Genomic DNA, 18,671 nt, shown 5'->3' with positions numbered 1-18,671 from the left:
ATCCACCATACTTCCAATTATCAGTCGTATTAGTTTATCATGAAATACATGAAGATTATAGCGATTTTTCAGTTTTTGTGGTGAGTGAACCTCACAAAAACTCCTGCTTCATTAGAGAAGCAGGAGCCTATTTTATTCCTCATACAAACCGATTTCTTTAATCGCCCGTTCCACAAGTGACGGATCTACCGACTTATCAAAATCAATTTCTCCACGAATAGCACCATTTGCTTTATATGTCTCATATTGCTTCTTAATGTCTTCGATGAACATCTTGCCGTTCGGATCCAACCCGGTAACAAATACTCGCTCCCAAAGCTCTGGATCTTTCAATGCCGTGTGCTTCACCATAATATCAATGACTTCATCTTTTCCTTGGTCTTTAAAGAAGGCATCGTTATAATCACGAACACCTTTCAAATAGGCAGCCATGAAACGCAACGATAATTCTTCATTTGCCATGAACTTTGGTGAGGCTAATACCATTGCAATCTGTGACTCGGGTGCATAATCTGTGGCATCTCCAAATCGGACGTGGAACCCTTGGTGAATTCCTTGCGCAATGAGCGGTTCAATATTCAAGGCAGCATCAATTGTCCCTGAATCAATCGCACCGAGCATGGCACCAAAATCCGCGATATGCACATACTCCACATCTTCTTCCGTCAAGCCAGCATGTTTCAGCATCTCTTCATAAATATACCCATCGATCGAGTTGCGAGAAGAAACTGCAATTTTCTTTCCTTTGAAATCACTATACTCTTTAATTTCATCCACCATGTGATTACCGATAACAAAACTGAAATATGATTTCCCAGGCATATTATGTCCTTTGTCCGCTATGATCCGAACGTCAATCCCCTGGGCAATTGCATTAAAGAATGAAGCTGTGGACACGCCTCCAGCAATATCTACTTCTCCTGCCGCTAATGCAGGCAACATATCATCACTATTGGCAAAATCCGCAAATTCAACGGAAATATTATAATCCTCAAAATAGCCCTTCTCTTTCGCAATATAGAAGCCCGCCCCTGAAGCTGCTCCGTCTTCCGCTATATAAATCTTGGCTGGCTTATCAAGTGGTGTCAAATCGCCAGACACCGGTTTCTCTTGATTTGACGCTGGTTTTTCTGCTTCCTTCTGCGAGCATGCCCCAATGACTAAGACTACTGACAGAATACTAATCCAACCCGCCTTTTTTATCCACTTCCCCACATCATCTCTCCTTTTATCGTTTACTCTCTGGACTTCAGTACTTCTTCCTGCAAATGATGCCAAATCTCAATAAACTTCGCAGCCATTTGCGGATCTTTTCGAATATCTTCAATTTTTCGAGGTCTTGGCTTATCAATCATGATTTCATCAATAATTTTCCCAGGCTGTGCCCCCATCAATAAAATTCGGTCGCTCAACAGCAGCGCTTCATCGATACTATGCGTAATAAATAACACGGTTTTCTTCGTCTCTGCCCAAATACTTAATAATTCCTCCTGCAAAATAAATCGATTCTGTTCATCGAGTGCTCCAAACGGTTCATCCATCAATAAAATTTCAGGATCATTCGCAAAAGCACGCGCAATGCTCACTCGTTGCTTCATTCCGCCCGATAGTTCCTTCGGATAAAGTGAAGCAAACCGCTCCAAACCCGTTTTCCGCAAATAAAAATTGGTCCGCTCTTCAATAAATGCTTTTGGCAAGTTACGCATCTTCAGTCCAAATGCTACATTCTCTCTAACCGTCAACCAAGGAATGACGCCACGCTCTTGAAACACCATCGATTGCAGTGGCCGATCATCCCGCTCCGTAGCAATCGTAAAATTGCCCACACTCGGTTGCTCTAGCCCAGCTAAAATTCGAAGTAGTGTCGTCTTGCCACAACCACTAGGTCCGACGAGACAAACAAACTCTCCTTCTTCCACAGTCATTGAAATATTCTCAAGCGCGATGACACTTCCTTGTTTTTTGTAAAATGCTTTCATAAGCCCTTCCACTGTAATTTTAGGCTTCCCCTCCAATTCAATCACCTCCATGGCAATAATTTATTTTGAAGAGCGCGCAAGATAACCGAAAATAAATAGCCAAAAAAGGAGATGAGGATCAGACCGACATACATTTCGGGTAATAAAAAGGCCTTATAGGAAGTCCAAATTAAATAACCGATTCCTGAAGTAGCCCCCATCATTTCCGCTGCTACGATCGTCAGCAGTGCAATTGCCTGCCCCATTTGAATCCCTTCGAGCATAACCGGTAACGATCCCGGAAGCGCGATCTTGAAAAAGAAATTCCATCGACTTGTCTGATAATTATTTGCGACATCCAAATAAATTTTATCAATGTTCAACACACCAGCCGCCGTATTTATGACAACCGGAAAAAACACACTTCCCGCAATGGTTACGACTTTCGATAAATCCCCAATTCCGAATAAAATAATGATGATTGGCAACAACGCCAACGTGGGAATCGGCATGAGAGCCATGACAATCGGCTGAACAAAATGGCGAATGGGGGAGTATAAGCCCATCAGCAAACCGATGATCACGCCCGGAACCACACCTGCCAAAAAGCCGATAAAAATACGATACAGCGACACTCCTACATGTTGTGCCATCGTTCCGCTTACGATCATGTCATAGAATGTTTGAACAATGGTACTTGGAGGAGGGAAAAATCGAATGTCTAACATACCTGACCTCGACAATACTTCCCACAACAGCAAAAGAAATATAGGCGACACAATCGTCAATAGCTGCTTTCCTCGCTCCTTACGCTGCCGTAGCTTCCACTCCCGCTGTTCTACCTCAAATGATTCATTGCGAATAAGTTGTTGCTTTTCCACTCTTCACCACCTCTTCACTGCCTATATTATGTGATTGCCTAATGAATTGGTTGGGCTGGTGCGGAAAAACGCCTTTTGATAAACGCTCAATGCTTCATAATTTTTATTTAACTAGTTGTGGGATAAGAGCACAGTTAGTAAGCTATTGATCAGAAATTTATACAAAAATAAGGAAAAAAAGTAGATAAAATAAGAAGTAAAATGATTATGGTGGATGATACAATTCCCCGATAACTTTAGAAAATAAAGTTTATGGAAGATGGTGAAATAGAGGTTGAAAAAGGTTTTCCTCATGTAAATATAGAGTGGTCCGAGAAGTTAGATGAAACTTCTCAGACCACTCCTCCTAGATTATTTAGTTGTTTTTATCCACTCAATTCTTGGATGCTTGGTAACACAATCGATATGAACATTTGATTCAATTGTGCCACCAAATGTATGATTAGAGCCAAATGCAACATGTATGGTTTTATAGGCTTTTTCATCCTCCAGAATTTTCCCAGTTAAACGTGCGGCATGATTTGTGCCAATTCCTAGTTCGCACAACAATCTTCCGCTCTCTTGTCCTAATAAAGCCAGTAACTTTTCACCCTCAACCCCAGTTGCCTCTTCTAATCGACCTTTTTTAATTGTTAAGACAATGGGCTCTTGAACTAAACCAATTCCTGCAATGGAGCCATTAATTTCAATAGTTCCTTCAGCTTGCCCTTCCAGTGGAGCAATATATGCCTCTCCAGACGGCAGATTGCCTGACATTCCCTTCTCCTTGAACACGCCTGTGCTTGCAATCCCTTGTCTATCTCCAATTGGAATATTCAATTCATAATGTTCACCCGTATAAATTGTGACCTGTTGATGGACATTCAGCTTCTCTGTCATTTCTTTTGTTTCTTGCTCTACTCGACCATAATCTGCGCGCAAGGCTCCGTTTAAGAACATATCCTCCGTAATTCCCGGCATGGTGATCACACTAATTCCCTTCGCATTCGCTCGTTTACGTGCAACCGTATGAGTCAAGGAATGTTTGGTTAGACAAAATACCATATCGTAGTTCAGCATGTGATCTGCGGCTTCTTCTGGTGGTTCTTCGCCTGATTTCGAACGATCTTCCATTATATATAACTCTGATTTCCATTCATCCGCTTTTAATGCTTCTGCAAATTTTCGTCCTACTTCTTCTGTACTTCTATCGGTCAATACCAATATAGACGCAGACTTCTCCAATGAAAAATTCGTCTTCATGAGATCACTTACAATACTTTCAAATTGCGTCATTTTCAACATCCTTTCGTTGGTCCTGCTTAGTTTATAAAACTACCTAAAACAATTCAGCCACTGCAGCAAACACCAAATTCCTAGAAGGCAAAATAGGTTTAGAAGTAAATTCAGACATATGTCGTTTCATTTCATCGTCATATCCCATACAATCCAGCACAATCGCCTGGACGGGCAAAGCGTCCATATGCTCTGCTACCTCTTGAAATTTGTTCCATTCTACTTGATATGGGGTGCATGAATCGATCGAACAATCCACTCTTGCTTCTGCCCACTTCCCTACGATCTCCGATTCCTGTTCAGGTAGTGGAACAATTACACCGATTTCCTCTTCACGGAACAGTCCTTTTACCATCTGACTGACCAAATAATCCGGATATAAAACGGGTTTCTTTGATGTGAATAACTCAAACTTCCCAGTACAAGCTACTAAGATTGCGTCCACGTTATCACCTTGGCAGTCAGCCACCAGTTTTCTTAGTTCTTGATCGACAAAATTCTTATCTAGTCTGACTTTTGAACCGTCGCGTAAACGGGAGACGAGTGTTCTTCCAGGTTGCAAAGGCACTAGTTTCTCTATTTCATCAGAGGTATATGAATCCAAGATCCCTCTTTCTACTATGTTCACATGAGGTAGATACTTTCTAAAAGTATCATGCATATCGGTTCGTGGGCTTTGGCCAATCGTTAAGACACATAGTGTTCTCAATGGTTCATCCCCTCTAGTCGATAGACTTCTTTACCTTCTACATAAGTTGCAAGGATTTTGGCTTTTGTTTGGAAAGGCTTATGTGACCAAATGGCAAGATCGGCATCTTTTCCCTCTTCAATAGAACCTACCCTATCAGCTATTCCCATAACGTTGGCCGCATTACTTGTTATACTTTCAAGTCCCGCCATTTGATCCAATCCATGTTTAACTGCTTCTACCACACAATAATAGAGATATTGTATAGGGATAAATGGATGATCCGTCATAATGGCAAAAGGTATCCCCGTCTCATGAAAATGCTTCGGACTCTTTGCAGTAGAGAAACGATTTTCATATTTTGTTGCCGGGGTCATATAAGGACCTAGTGTTACCGTAGCACCACTTTCTTTTATGGCATCCAGCATGAGAAAACCTTCCGTGCAATGTTCAAGTGATAATTTGACATGAAACTCTTTAGCGATTCGAATGGCTGTTGCAATATCGTCCGCTCGATGACAATGTAACCGAAGAGGCATTTTATGTTCCAATACTTCTGCAAATGGCAATAACTCCGAATGTGTTTCAGCCAACCGTTCCCTTTCAGCGTCTGTCAGTTTCAAAACTTCATAAAAGCCTTTGCGAATCAAATGAGCCACTGCCATTCTTGTCATTGGCATCGTGTTGTATTGATGACCAAACACATTTTTAGGGTTTTCTCCTAACGCGCCTTTAAGTCCACTTCTTTCTATCAGTAGCCTTTCATCATAGGAGTTGCCTGCCGTTTTTAAAATACTCCACACGCCGCCAATCGGGTTGGCACTACCTGCACCCGTTTGAACAGTTGTTACGCCACCCATTACTGCTTGTTCGAATGAAAAATGTCGCGGATCAATTCCGTCTTTGGCATTCATTAAAGGAGTCCAAGGACTAGAATATTCATTGGCATCATTTTGTTTTTCCGTTACTTCCGCCCATAACCCTACATGTGTATGTGCGTCAATTAACCCAGGCGTAATGATTTGACCTGTACAATCTATCATCTGTACATCTGAAGGTACGTCTGTGTTTTGGCCTACTGCTATAATTTCCCCTTCACTTATCCAAATATCTGCGTTCTCTAAAACCTCATTGGACTTGTTCATCGTATACACTGTACCGTTACGCAATACTGTAACCATTAGCAGTCTCCTTTACTATAAACTTCAGTTCCTTTTATGAAAGTTTTCTGTACTGTGGCGGTTAAATTCATCGGATGTTGATCCCAAATCACGATGTCACCAAATTTCCCGGTTTCAATAGTTCCCGTTATGTGATCAATGGATAGAAGTTCAGCCGCACCTTTCGTTAATGAGTAGAGCGCCTCATTCTCAGGCACACCTTCTCGAATAGCTAAAGATGCTTCTAGTTTCAAGTTAGAAACACCACTTTTGGGATGATCCGATGCAAAGACAAACTTCTTTTGTTGCTCATGCAATATTCGGTACATGGATGGATGAAGTTTCATTAACTCGTTGCGCTCGATCGGTTGAAAAGCCGGACCCACTATGACTTCTTGGATTTGATTAGCCCAGCGTGAATCCATAAGTGAATATTCTGTAGCGTGGACCAGTGTAATGGTTCGATCCACTTCTTGTGCAATTCGGAGGGCGGTTTCTAAATCATCTGCCCGATGACAGCGAATGAATATGGGCTTATCTTTTAAGTATGTAGATTGATTCAGTACTTGCATCATCTTTCGCATTTCTGCAGCAATTCCCATTCGCGTAAGTGGTTTGCCCGTTGCGTTAAAGAATGCTTGCTTGGGTACATCCCCCATTGAAAATGAAATACCTAGGTCCTCTACCATACACATTTCTTCAAACGTACTCCCCGTAGAATGTATAACAGCCGTCACTGCACCCACTACACTTTCTGGTCCTGACATAACATGACTTGCTGTTACTCCTGCTTCCAATGCGTCTCGAAATGAAGTATCAAAAGGGTAAATCCCATCTCGCACATGGAAGATCATTCCTTCCTCGGCAAATGGTTCATAGCTGTCATTCCCTTCTCGACCAATCCCTGATTCTTTCAAACCAATAGAAGAGCAAGTGTCAATCAATCCTGGTGTCACATACTTGCCACTTACATCTAGTAACACATCAACTTCTGGATCTTTGATTTCATCTAGCACTTCACGAATCCGTTCATCCTCAAGTAAAATATCCTTTTTGAAAAATTCCTTATGTTCTGTATCAAATACAAGCCCATTCGTAATTAATACTTTCAACGCGTTCCCCTCACTTTTCATTGGTAAAAAGAAAAAAGCAGAGTCACTTGCACTCTACTTTTTCCTTCGCTTCATATATTATTGTTTCAACCAAACGTTAGCGCCATTTGGGTGAACAATTTGAATAGAGTTATCTGGTGACACTTCAAAACCTTGTACTTTTTTATTAACCCCGGCAGTTGCTTCTTGTACATCAATTTCAAGACGAGGTACATCTTTTAAGATGATTTTCAAAGCTTCTTGATACAACTTTGCACGTTCATCTTGATCTGCTGTATCAGAAAGTGCGCTATTCAATAATTTATCTACTTCTGGATTTTCATATCCTTTACCGTTACCCAAAGCATTTAACTGATCTGTATGGAACAGCTGATACAAGAAGAAATATGGGTCTGGATACCATGACCAGCCACCGATGGACATTGGTGCATTTCCTTTAGACACTGTATCGCTATAAGTTCCCCATTCAACTACTTTAATCTCCACATCAATATTCAAGTTTTCTTTCATTTGATTTTGGAAGATCGTTGCATAAGGAACACGGGCTTCTGCTACGTAAATCTCTGTTTTGAATCCATCTGGATATCCTGCTTCAGCCAACATTTCTTTAGCTTTTTCTGGTTCAAAAGTCGGCACTAACTTCTCTAATTCTTTATCATAACCCCAAGAACCTGGAGGTAATGGAAGATAAGAGCGAGTAGCTCCTCCCCATTGGTTTACACCTTGCACTAACTCATCTACATTCGTCGCTTTATAGATTGCTTCACGTACTTTTGGATCGGCAGTCGGGCCTGTTTTGTTGTTTAAGTCTAAGTACGTAATTGACAATGCTTGTTGTGTAAGCAATTCAAGATTTTCATCTTGTTCCACTAACGCACGATTTTGTCCTTTTACGTCCATTGCGATATCAATATCGCCAGAACGCAATGCATTTGTCATCATGTTTGTATCAGCAATTACCTTCATCTTCACAGAATCTACGTGAGGTTTTTCACCCCAGTATTTATCAAAACGATCGAGAGTAAGCTGTTGATCTTTCTGCCAATCTGTAATTTTGAAGGGGCCAGTCCCAATCAGGTGTGCGCCAAAGTTGTCGCCCCATCCTTCTACTTCTTCTTTCGGCACAATGACATTTCCTGCGTCTGTCAATACGGCCAATAATGCTGCATTGGCTTTCTCTAAATGTACTTCTACTTCATTTTCGCCTGTTACTTCTACTTTTGTTACTCCGCGTAAACGGTTCATAACAGACTCTTTTGCTGATCTTTCTAAACTATACTTAACGTCTTCCGCTGTCATTTGACGTCCGTCTTGATATTCACCTGGCTGAAAATAGACATCGTCACGTAACTGGAATGTATATACTAATAAATCGTCTGAAATCTCCCAGCTTGTCGCAAGTGACGGTTTAATTTCCGATAAATCCTTACTGTAAACTACAAGTGTATCCGCCACTGATCGCATGACTTGGGATTCATACACACCTGTATATTTCACAGGATCTAATGTTTGTGGATTAGCAGATAAACCAATTTGCAATACTCCACCATCTTGTGGCTCCCCACTGTTTGTATCTCCATCACCTGCTGAATCACCATCAGTCGTAGATTTCTTTCCTGAACAAGCACTTAGGACTAGCAATAACGCCATACCAAGTAAAAACATTCTCAATGCACGACTTCTCATTCTTTTCCCACTTCCTTCTGTTTCATATTGTGAATCAATGATTCACTCAATAAGATAATTTATAATTTATCACAGAGATCTTTTCATGTAAAGAGATACTTTTAAATATTCTGATCCTTCTTACACTACATACTTTTACTAAGAGACAGAAAATTTATCGTTTACTTTTAATTCTTACGATGATAGAATTACGAATATTCACATTGTGGACCAGTGGTTCAAATTTATGAAACAGAGGTGAAAGCGAATGGGGAAATATATCATCCGACGATTATTTGATTTGCTACCTACCGTTTTTGTGGTAGCGGTGATTGTATTCATCATCACACGACTCATCCCCGGTAATCCTGCTGCTGTCATGTTAGGGCCGACAGCGAGTGTAGAGGATATTGAAAAACTAACTGCTCAACTGGGACTGGATCAACCTCTTTATAGACAGTTCCTCGATTACTTAGGCGGTTTGTTACAGGGAGACTTTGGAACCTCCTTAAGTTATAACCAACCCGTTGTCCAATTAATAATGGAGCGTTTCCCTAATACCGTAATTCTAGCTTTGGCTGCATTAATTATTGCACTGCTCATTGGAATTCCTGCTGGTATGATCTCAGCTGCACGTCAAAACTCTGTATTAGACTACGGTGTTATGCTCGTTTCATTACTTGGTGTTTCTATGCCTATATTCTGGCTGGGCGTCATGTTAGTACTTTTCTTCAGTGTAAATTTAGGTTGGTTTCCCGCTACAGGCATGGGAACGCTCGATGATGGTTGGCTTTCATATATAAAGCACCTTATACTTCCAAGCATTACACTTGCGACCATTCCAATGGCCACATTCGCCAGAATCACTCGTTCGAGTATGCTGGAAGTTATTTCACAAGAATACATTAAGACTGCACGCGCGAAAGGTGTTGCAGAGTTTTGGGTCATTTCAAAACACGTATTCAAAAATGCATTAACACCGATCTTGACTGTTCTAGGAATGCAAATCTCCATGCTATTAGGTGGTGCTGTTTTAACAGAAACTATTTTCAGCTGGCCAGGCATGGGTCGACTGATCGTGGATGCAATTGATAAACGAGACTTTGTTGTAGTTCAAGGAACCGTACTGTTCATAGCCATTATTTTTGTATTGGTGAACTTGCTCGTTGATATCTTATATAAAGTTGTGAATCCAAGAGTGAACTATGAATCTAGCAAAGGAGGAGGACAGTGATGATGAATGTCCAACCGAATACTCCTGAAACGATTGCTGTAGAAGAAGGAAATGTACCTGTTAATGAAAAAGTGTTCTTAAAAAAATTATTAAAAAACAAATTAGCCGCTATTGGATTAGCCGTCACTATACTAATGATTCTCGTAGCTGTCTTTGCACCTTTTATTGCTACACATCCACCAAACGAAATGAATGTTGGAAACTCTTTGAAGCCCATTGGCACTGACGGTCATTTTCTAGGCACCGACAATTATGGTCGCGATTTGTTTAGCCGCCTCGTATACGGCGCTAGAATATCCCTACTAGTTGGAGTCTCCGCTGTTTTATTCGGAGCCATTTTAGGCACATTCCTAGGGTTGATTTCCGGCTATTTTGGTGGAAAACTAGACTCCATTATCATGCGTACAATGGATGGACTATTTGCATTCCCATTCATTTTACTCGCTATCACCCTTATGACTGTGCTTGGACAAGGACTTGTGAATGTGATTATTGCGATCGGTATTGCAAATATCCCAGGATTCGCCCGTATCGTACGTGGACAAGTATTAAGTGTGAAAGAAGAAGAATATATCGAAGTCACGCATTCACTTGGTGCCACCCATTCGCGAATTTTATTTCAACACGTCTTACCTAACTGTCTAGCACCACTAATCGTTTATGGAACAATGAGTGTAGCAGGAGCCATCATTTCAGAAGCTGCGCTTAGTTTCTTAGGACTTGGCGTTCAGCCCCCTACCGCTTCATGGGGAAGTATTCTGAAAGATGGAAAAGACTTCTTAGTGTTAAATCCACAAATGGCAACATTCTCAGGTCTCGCCATTCTAATTACCGTTTTAGGTATTAATTTATTTGGTGACGGCTTACGGGACGCTCTCGATCCAAAAATGCGAGTGTAACTGATAGGAGGAATTGAAATGTCGGAAAATTTGCTATCCATCGAAGGGTTGGATGTGGAATTCCGCTCTTCCTCTTCTACTGTCAAAGCCGTAAACGGTGTAAATCTGACATTGAAGAAAAAAGAGACGCTAGGAATTGTAGGGGAATCAGGCTCAGGCAAAAGTGTAACAGCTACCGCTTTGATGCAACTCATCCCCTCACCTCCCGGAAAAATTAGTAACGGAAAAATTCTATTCAACGGCACCGACTTATTGACATTGTCTAAAAAAGAAATGCGATCTATACGGGGAAATGAAATTGCCATGATCTTCCAAGACCCGATGACAAGCTTAAATCCTGTGTTCACTGTAGGTAATCAAATTATCGAAGCTATTCGACAGCATAAAAAGCTTACTAAGAAAGAAGCAAAATTAGAAGCCATACAGATGTTAAAAACGGTGGGTATACCCGAACCGGAGAAACGAATTGATATGTATCCACATGAATTTTCTGGTGGTATGCGACAGCGAGCCATGATTGCGATTGCACTGTCCTGTAACCCAAAGTTATTGATTGCGGATGAACCAACAACCGCACTAGATGTAACAGTACAAGCACAAATTTTAGAGCTGATGAAAGATTTACAACAAACGAATGACACGTCTATCATCATGATCACTCATGACTTAGGGGTTGTCTGGGAAATGTGTGACAAAATAATTGTCATGTATGCAGGCACAACGGTGGAGTCTGGAACAGTTGAAGCTATTTTCAAAAATCCTTTACACCCTTATACGTGGGGATTGCTAGAATCGCAAATTACAAAGGATGTCCAACATAATGAAAAGCTTCCGGCCATTCCAGGAAGCCCTCCTGATTTACGAAAACCTGTACTCGGCTGCCCATTTGTTGATCGATGTCCATATAGCGAGGAAATTTGTCATACAAAAAAACCAGAATTTATCGAAGTAGAACCTGGACATTTTGCCGCTTGCCATTTCCAAAACAAAACAAGTCGACTGGAGAAGAAGGAGGGAATGTTCATTGGCTGAAACAATTATTAAAGCAACAAATTTAAAAAAACACTTCCCTATTTCCGATCCAATCCCATTTAAAAAGTCCACTCAAAGCGTTAAAGCCGTTGATGGCGTTAGCTTTGATGTGTACAAAGGAGAAACTCTTGGAATCGTAGGAGAATCAGGTTGCGGTAAATCTACATTAGCGCGGTTGATCAACCAACTCATCAGCCCCACAGCTGGTTCTGTTGAATTTAATGGGACAGACCTAGCTTCTCTCGGCATTAAAGAAATTCGTAGTGCTCGAAAGTCTATTCAAATGGTTTTTCAAAATCCTGATGCTTCTTTAGATCCACGTAAAACTATTGAATCATTAATTGCTGAACCTTTAGTTATTCATAAGATCGGCACAAAGGAGAGCCGCAGAAAACGCGTTCATGAGTTATTAGAGATCGTTGGACTGAGCAGTTACCATGCTAGTCGATATCCTCATGAGTTTTCAGGCGGGCAAAAGCAGCGCATTAATATTGCACGAGCATTGACTCTAAATCCAGATGTCATTATTTGTGATGAACCTGTTTCTGCTCTTGATGTATCGGTACAAGCACAAGTTATTAATTTACTGAAAAGTCTTCAAAAAGAATTTAATTTAACTTATATATTTATCTCTCACGATTTGAATGTTGTCCGTTATATGTGCGACAGAATTGCGGTAATGTATCTAGGAAAAATAGTCGAAACAGGTACATTTACAGAAATATATGAGGATCCAAAACACCCTTATACAAAGGCTCTTCTCTCTGCTATTCCAAAAGAGAATCCCTACGATCAAAGAGAACGAATTATTTTACAAGGTGATGTTCCGAGTCCTGTGAATCCACCTTCAGGCTGTCATTTTCACAAACGTTGTCCATTTGTCATGGATGTTTGTAAGACTACCCCACCTGAATTAAAAGAAATAACTGAAGGTAATAAAGTGTCTTGTCACCTATATTAAAACTGGAGGAATTATAAATGTCATTAAAACACGTAGTTGAATTATTAGAAGTTATGGATCACCACACTGTATCAGGGGAAGATGTGAAAGCTTATTTACACCAAATTTCACCATCTGCTACTATTTCTGTTTTAACAGTGGAAGGTGAAAAAGGCTCGACAGATTTCATTAAGGTCATCATCCCCGGTGTGAACGGAAAAACAAACGGTGGTTCTGCGAAAACACTAGGCATTATCGGTCGTCTAGGTGGAATTGGGGCACGTCCAGAAATGACGGGCTTTGTATCTGATGGCGATGGAGCACTCGCTAGCATGGCGACTGCTGCTAAATTATTGGATATGGGTAATAAAGGAGATCGTTTGCAAGGAGATATTATTTTGACTACACATATTTGTCCTATTGCACCGACGTCCCCTCACGAACCCGTTCCGTTTATGGGTTCACCAGTAGATATTTTAGAAATGAACCAGCATGAAGTCACGGATGATATGGATGCCATCTTGTCTATTGATACAACAAAAGGAAATATGATTACGAATCATAAAGGTTTTGCTATCACTCCTACTGTAAAAGAAGGCTATATATTAAAAGTTAGCAACGATCTTTTACATTTATATACTCAATCTGCAGGTATTTTACCAGTTACTTTACCGATTACAACCCAAGATATTACGCCATATGGCAATGGTGTTTACCATGTGAATAGTATTCTACAACCCGCTGTCGCTACCACTAGTCCAGTAGTTGGTATTGCATTAACGACCCAGACAGCTGTAGCTGGTTGTTCAACAGGGGCAACTCATCCTACAGACGTCGAACAAGTGGTTCGATATGCAATTGAAGTGGCAAAGTATTATGGCGAAGGAAAATGTTCATTTTTTGATGAAAAAGAATTTGAGCATCTGGAAGCATTGTACGGAAAAATGAGTCACTTGCAAACTAAAGGACACGAGGTGAATGCAAAATGACAAATCTAGAAGAACTCAAGAAATTAGTTATTGAAGAAGTAGAAAAGAATAAAGACGAACTGTTACAGCTATGTAGTTCACTTATTCAAATCCCTAGTGAAAACCCTCCTGGAGATTCAACAGAAATTAGTCATTTCATCACCAACTACTTAAAAAAATCTAATGTAGAATTGGATTGGCATGAGTCAGCTGATAAGATGTATAACCTATTAGCTTCTCAAGGTGCAGACGGAGGTAAAGAACTAATATACTGTGGTCATACGGATGTAGTTCCGGCAGGCGACCTATCTAAGTGGGACTTCAATCCATTTTCAGGTGAAATTAAGGACGGCTGGATGCTAGGTCGAGGCGCTAGTGATATGAAAGCAGGTCTAGCAGGATTAATTTTCGTCTTTGGTTTGTTTAAGCGATTGAATATTGAGCTACCTGGAAAATTAACACTTGCCATCGTACCCGATGAAGAAACAGGCGGAGAATACGGGGTTCCTTGGTTACTTGAAAACAAGTTAATCAGCGGAGATGGTGCCCTAATTGCGGAACCTTCTTCTCCACTCAATCCAACCATTGGTCAAAAGGGCTCCTATTGGTTTGAACTTGAAGTGTTCGGTGAGCCTGGACACGGCAGTCTCTCACCAATTGCTGGTAACAATGCCATCACAGATGCCATCAAAGCAATTGAAAAAATTCAAGGTCTATGGGAACTTGATGTACATATTCCTGAAGAAATCCAGCCCTTAATTGAAGTTTCAAAACGTTATATGCGGGAAGTAGAGAAAGATCGTCTTAAATATCAACCAGTTTTAGAAAAAATCACTGTAAATATCGGAACAATTAATGGCGGGACGAAATCTAATGTGATTCCTGAAAGTTGTAAAGTACAAGTAGATTGCAGATTACCATTTGGTGTCACACATGCCCAAGTCTCTGAATACTTGAAAAAAGAGCTTGATAGTCTCAATATCCGTTATTCCATCCGTTTGTTCGGTTTTAGAAGCGAAGCGAACTATACGCCAGCAGAAGACGCTGTATGTCGAGCCATCGTAGATAATATTAGCAGTGTTACAGGTAAAGAAGCATATGGCGTTATGCAGTGGGCAAGCAGCGATGCCCGTCATTTCCGTGACCATAACATTCCTGTGCTGCAATATGGACCTGCTTACTTGCCAAGTATCCATGGCTACAACGAAAAAGTGCAAGTGGAAGACATTATTCGCTGTGCCAAGGTCTATGCAGCTGCTGCCATTGATTTCCTTCACAATAATTAGTATTATAGACTTATATATTAGAAAAATAAATAAATTTATCAAAGGAGTCATCTATGTTAAAGACCGTCAATTTGGCGTTAGTCATTCTAAAGATGTTCACACGCGAAAAAAATGTGTGGGGTGGCAGAGAATTGGCTGCAGAAATGGGACTGAATCATACGAACGTCTATCGAATACTGGAAACATTAGAAAGAAACGGCTTCGTCTCGAAAGATCCTATTACCAAACAATATAAGCTCGGTTCTGTCGTTTGGGAATTAGGTACCGTTTTCTATGAAAATTTAAATATTCAAGAGATGATTAATCCCCACCTGCAAGAGCTATGTGACCAAACGGGGGAATCCGTATTTTTCACGGTCTTAGATGGAGAAGACACGTTATTATTGACAGTCATCGAGCCAGAAAATAAAGTCCGATTTCCTGTCTCCCCTGGAAGTCGTGCCCCTCTATATGCTGGCGCTTCTTACCGTTCTATTCTTGCTCATCTATCTGAAGAGAGAATCGAACAGGTTTTACAAGGTGATTTGGTCAAGTATACAGAAAACACCATGACAGACCCAGAAGAGCTACGAAAAGACCTCCAACTGATTCGAAAAAGTGGTTATGCAATTAGTCATAGCGAGTACACTCCTGATGTTGTGGCTATGGCTGTACCCTTAATCGTCGAGGAAGAAGTTTTCGGCTCACTAACCGTAGCGGGACCTTCCTACCGTATTGATGAAGAAAAGCACTCTCAATTTATACCGTTACTCTTACAAACGAGAAATGCGATTTTATGGAATATGAAAAAGTATAGCTTGAGTCTTTAATCAAAAAAGCATCGGCACCTCCCCTGCTGGTGCTTTTTTTAATGGGAATATTACAGCAAACACATTCAGTTGTTTCTATGAAATCAATTGTCTATACTTAACATATGACTATACTTACAGCAGATCAAATCAGACAATTAAATAGCTATAGCATCTATGTAGATTCACCAAAACAACCGCTATTCACCTTGGCAGATCTACAAAATCCAGCCAAGGTTCCTGACGTAATACAACTTATGAAAATCATAAGCCAAAGTCCAAATGAAGTGGTGGCCACATCATTTTTCATGCGCCGGATTGGTATGTTTTTTGCCATGCAACTATATAACCTAGCTACTTATGATGAAATGTGGAATGGCTCAGCAAACCAACTATGTTTCGGAGCAGTGGAAGAGTTCGGTAATCGAACGATTAGTACATTTATGGATGCGTCAGATTGGCATTTAGTAGAGGATGAGAATCGTCAAACTATGATTCAAAGTGTTTTATTGTCAGTACATGCAGTCATCACGTCTCTGCGCACAGCGGTCTCTATTTCCCCACTCACGTTATGGGAAAATATTTTCGGCTTCTGGCTGTGGCAGTACCACGTATTACTTTCAGATCCCAGCACTGAAACGGAAGCTCGGAAAGATTTAGAAACATTGAAGAATGACATCGTATGGTCTGGTATCTCTAGTTACTCACGATTTGCCAGCTACTTAAACGGCTACGAACCGACGGCTTTATTGAACACCACCGTTCGAAAGACTTGTTGTTTTTCAAAAGATGTCCCTGGCTTGATACAATGTGGGTTTTGCCCATTAAAGTAATTCCAATGAAAACAGAACTCTCTAACTCGGAGGTTCTGTTTTTTAATTTCCACGATATGCATAGAACGTTTGCTTTATGGAATAAATAACCCCCATTGCGGCACCACTATAGAATAACCCCATAAAAATTCCCGCAGACAAATTGCCAGGGTGAGTAATAAATATAGACAAGAGTAACGCGGTGAAAGTGGATACGGTTGAAAGCCAACTGGATCGGATCTTGAATAACAACTTAGCCAATAGGAGCAAAACTAAAACAACAGGAACCGCCCAAATTGCATCCCATATATTTGTATGAATAACAGGAAACTCCGTTGACATGCCATACATCCTTTCTTTTTAAATAGGATGTGCAAATTGTGCATCTTTATCCACCTTCTAAATTTCGTAAAAGGTTTTGATGCGACATAACTTCAGATTGGTCGGGTACTACCATCGCTCACTCCAACCTAGCTTTCACTCGTAACACACCACAAAAACCCCCTCGTCTAAAAAGACAAGGAGGCTACGCGGCTACACTTCCTTCGTAGCCGCCCGTCGTATTTCTTTTCGTCGTTCATAAATATTTTGCACGATGACTTTACCGACTGCATAAGCAGGAACGGCCACCAATATTCCGAGGAAACCAGCAAGGCTTCCTGCTACCAATAATACCGTGATAACGGTGAGCGGATGAATATCGAGTGACTTGCCCATAACGTTCGGAGTGATGAGATTACTGTCAGTCTGCTGAGCAATTAGCGTTACCACACCGACCCAAATTGCGAGTTTCGGATCTTGTAAATAAGCAATTAACAAAGCTGGCGCAACAGCGATCCACGGTCCGATAAACGGAATTAAGTTCATGAAAAGCGCCAAGATAGCCAATAGTAACGCGTACTCCAATCCAATGATCAGGTAACCGATCAATATGATGGTTGCCAGAATAGCACTGATTAGTAATTGACCTTGGATATAAGAACGCAGAACTCTATCAATGTCCTCCAGTGTCTTTTTCACCCACACATGACGCTGACCTGAAAATAAATTATAAATTTTCGGTGCAAATTTTTCATGATCCTTCAACATGAAGAAAAAGAAAAATGGAACAAGCAACAATAATACGACCGCCTGTACGAACGACTGAATGAATTGGACAAACCATTTCCCAAATTTCACAGCAAAGGATTGAACCGAATCAATTGCGGAGTTCAGTGAGTCCTGTAATCCATCTGGTAAATTATCCTTTTGATTGATAACTTCATTCTTCAGTTGATCTAGCTGGCGAGTGAGCGCGGGCCCATTGTCCACTAAATTATTCACCTGTTTCGTTACAATCGGTCCAATAAGTGCTACCAAAATCCAAATAACAGCCACTAGGATTACCATAATGGATAGAATACTGCCCCACCTTGGCATTCCACGTTTCTCCAGCAATCGTTGGATGGGTTCGGTAATGTAATAAAGCAACCCACCAAAAATTAAAGGCAGCATTATGGTCTGCAAAATGATTCCGACCGGTTTAAAGATATAATTCACTTCTAAAAAATACTTAGTAATTAAAAGCGCCAGTAAAACACCAATGGCCACTTGGAACCATACCTTTTTCGTCAAATTCTCACTTCCCTTGAATTGAGTTATACAGTTAGCTTTAGTATACGTTGTTGAGCTGCTCCTGTCGAAATTTATATCGTATTAGATCCTCAAGCGATTGGTAGTTGATTTGCTCCATATACAATATGTATTACTCCATAGCCTCATCGCGTCTGTAGATTGAACTCCACTGAACTGAAAAAATTCTTGCATTTATCGCTCAACGTATAGAAGTTTGGTTCTTCTGCTGATTGCAAATAAATTATTTTAATATATGAAAAAATCGCAATTGCCCTTGTTCACACAGTATATCATCGGTAAAATAGGATTGTCCTGGTAAGAATGCCAACTTACCAACAAATACAACTTAGAAATGAAGG

General features: G+C 40.6%; 18 protein-coding genes. 8 read left to right on the top strand and 10 right to left on the bottom strand.

What is annotated here, in order from left to right; all coding sequences use genetic code 11:
* Positions 1-132: 132 nt before the first annotated feature.
* The 8 genes from GD002_RS13390 to GD002_RS13355 form a co-directional block, all read right to left on the bottom strand.
* The gene (locus GD002_RS13390) at positions 133-1,203 is read right to left on the bottom strand and encodes an ABC transporter substrate-binding protein (protein ID WP_153732885.1); all 1,071 of its coding nucleotides are present in this window, start codon (positions 1,201-1,203) and stop codon (positions 133-135) included.
* 32 nt (positions 1,204-1,235) lie between these two features.
* A complete protein-coding gene (locus GD002_RS13385) occupies positions 1,236-2,015 on the bottom strand; it encodes an ABC transporter ATP-binding protein (RefSeq protein ID WP_153732862.1) in 780 nt (259 codons plus the stop codon).
* Between the two features lie 5 nt (positions 2,016-2,020).
* Entirely contained in the window at positions 2,021-2,839 is an 819-nt protein-coding gene (locus GD002_RS13380) for an ABC transporter permease (RefSeq protein WP_153732861.1), read from the bottom strand.
* Positions 2,840-3,190: 351 nt separating this feature from the next.
* On the bottom strand, positions 3,191-4,123 hold the full coding sequence (locus tag GD002_RS13375; protein WP_153732860.1) for an aminopeptidase: 933 nt from the start codon (positions 4,121-4,123) through the stop codon (positions 3,191-3,193).
* A gap of 34 nt (positions 4,124-4,157) precedes the next feature.
* Complete coding sequence (locus tag GD002_RS13370; protein WP_153732859.1) at positions 4,158-4,823, bottom strand: AroM family protein; 666 nt, start codon at positions 4,821-4,823, stop codon at positions 4,158-4,160.
* Positions 4,820-5,983, bottom strand: coding sequence for an amidohydrolase family protein (locus tag GD002_RS13365; RefSeq protein WP_153732858.1), 1,164 nt, complete (start codon positions 5,981-5,983; stop codon positions 4,820-4,822). Before GD002_RS13365 ends, GD002_RS13370 begins: the two co-directional genes overlap by 4 nt.
* Positions 5,983-7,074: an amidohydrolase family protein gene (locus GD002_RS13360; protein WP_194841606.1), complete on the bottom strand. Its 1,092-nt coding sequence runs from the start codon at positions 7,072-7,074 to the stop codon at positions 5,983-5,985. Before GD002_RS13360 ends, GD002_RS13365 begins: the two co-directional genes overlap by 1 nt.
* Before the next feature lie 78 nt (positions 7,075-7,152).
* Positions 7,153-8,760 carry an ABC transporter substrate-binding protein gene (locus tag GD002_RS13355; protein ID WP_153732856.1) on the bottom strand — a complete coding sequence of 536 codons (1,608 nt, stop codon included), beginning with the start codon at positions 8,758-8,760 and terminating at the stop codon, positions 7,153-7,155.
* 247 nt (positions 8,761-9,007) lie between these two features.
* On the opposite strand from GD002_RS13355, the gene GD002_RS13350 reads away from it, so the two are divergent.
* From GD002_RS13350 to GD002_RS13315, 8 genes are all read left to right on the top strand, one after another.
* Positions 9,008-9,973: an ABC transporter permease gene (locus tag GD002_RS13350; protein ID WP_153732855.1), complete on the top strand. Its 966-nt coding sequence runs from the start codon at positions 9,008-9,010 to the stop codon at positions 9,971-9,973.
* Positions 9,973-10,872, top strand: coding sequence for an ABC transporter permease (locus GD002_RS13345; protein WP_228548386.1), 900 nt, complete (start codon positions 9,973-9,975; stop codon positions 10,870-10,872). The genes GD002_RS13350 and GD002_RS13345 overlap by 1 nt, the downstream gene beginning before the upstream one ends.
* Before the next feature lie 18 nt (positions 10,873-10,890).
* Entirely contained in the window at positions 10,891-11,904 is a 1,014-nt protein-coding gene (locus GD002_RS13340) for an ABC transporter ATP-binding protein (protein ID WP_153732854.1), read from the top strand.
* Positions 11,897-12,865, top strand: a complete 969-nt coding sequence (locus tag GD002_RS13335) for an ABC transporter ATP-binding protein (RefSeq protein ID WP_153732853.1) — start codon at positions 11,897-11,899, stop codon at positions 12,863-12,865. The genes GD002_RS13340 and GD002_RS13335 overlap by 8 nt, the downstream gene beginning before the upstream one ends.
* Before the next feature lie 17 nt (positions 12,866-12,882).
* Positions 12,883-13,833 carry a DUF1177 domain-containing protein gene (locus GD002_RS13330; RefSeq protein WP_153732852.1) on the top strand — a complete coding sequence of 317 codons (951 nt, stop codon included), beginning with the start codon at positions 12,883-12,885 and terminating at the stop codon, positions 13,831-13,833.
* A complete protein-coding gene (locus GD002_RS13325; protein WP_153732851.1) occupies positions 13,830-15,098 on the top strand; it encodes a M20 family metallopeptidase in 1,269 nt (422 codons plus the stop codon). Before GD002_RS13330 ends, GD002_RS13325 begins: the two co-directional genes overlap by 4 nt.
* A gap of 53 nt (positions 15,099-15,151) precedes the next feature.
* Positions 15,152-15,907, top strand: coding sequence for an IclR family transcriptional regulator (locus tag GD002_RS13320; RefSeq protein ID WP_153732850.1), 756 nt, complete (start codon positions 15,152-15,154; stop codon positions 15,905-15,907).
* Between the two features lie 104 nt (positions 15,908-16,011).
* On the top strand, positions 16,012-16,719 hold the full coding sequence (locus GD002_RS13315; protein WP_153732849.1) for a hypothetical protein: 708 nt from the start codon (positions 16,012-16,014) through the stop codon (positions 16,717-16,719).
* 42 nt (positions 16,720-16,761) lie between these two features.
* Here the strand turns inward: GD002_RS13315 and GD002_RS13310 are convergent, their stop codons facing one another.
* A complete protein-coding gene (locus GD002_RS13310; protein ID WP_228548385.1) occupies positions 16,762-17,040 on the bottom strand; it encodes a hypothetical protein in 279 nt (92 codons plus the stop codon).
* Positions 17,041-17,232: 192 nt separating this feature from the next.
* Positions 17,233-18,312 (bottom strand): AI-2E family transporter, encoded by a 1,080-nt coding sequence (locus GD002_RS13305; protein ID WP_153732847.1) that lies wholly within the window; start codon positions 18,310-18,312, stop codon positions 17,233-17,235.
* Positions 18,313-18,671: the final 359 nt, after the last annotated feature.

Origin of the sequence: Sporosarcina obsidiansis (assembly GCF_009651005.1) — a bacterium.
Classification (GTDB): domain Bacteria; phylum Bacillota; class Bacilli; order Bacillales_A; family Planococcaceae; genus Sporosarcina; species Sporosarcina obsidiansis.
This window is presented reverse-complemented; position numbering and strand designations above follow the sequence as displayed.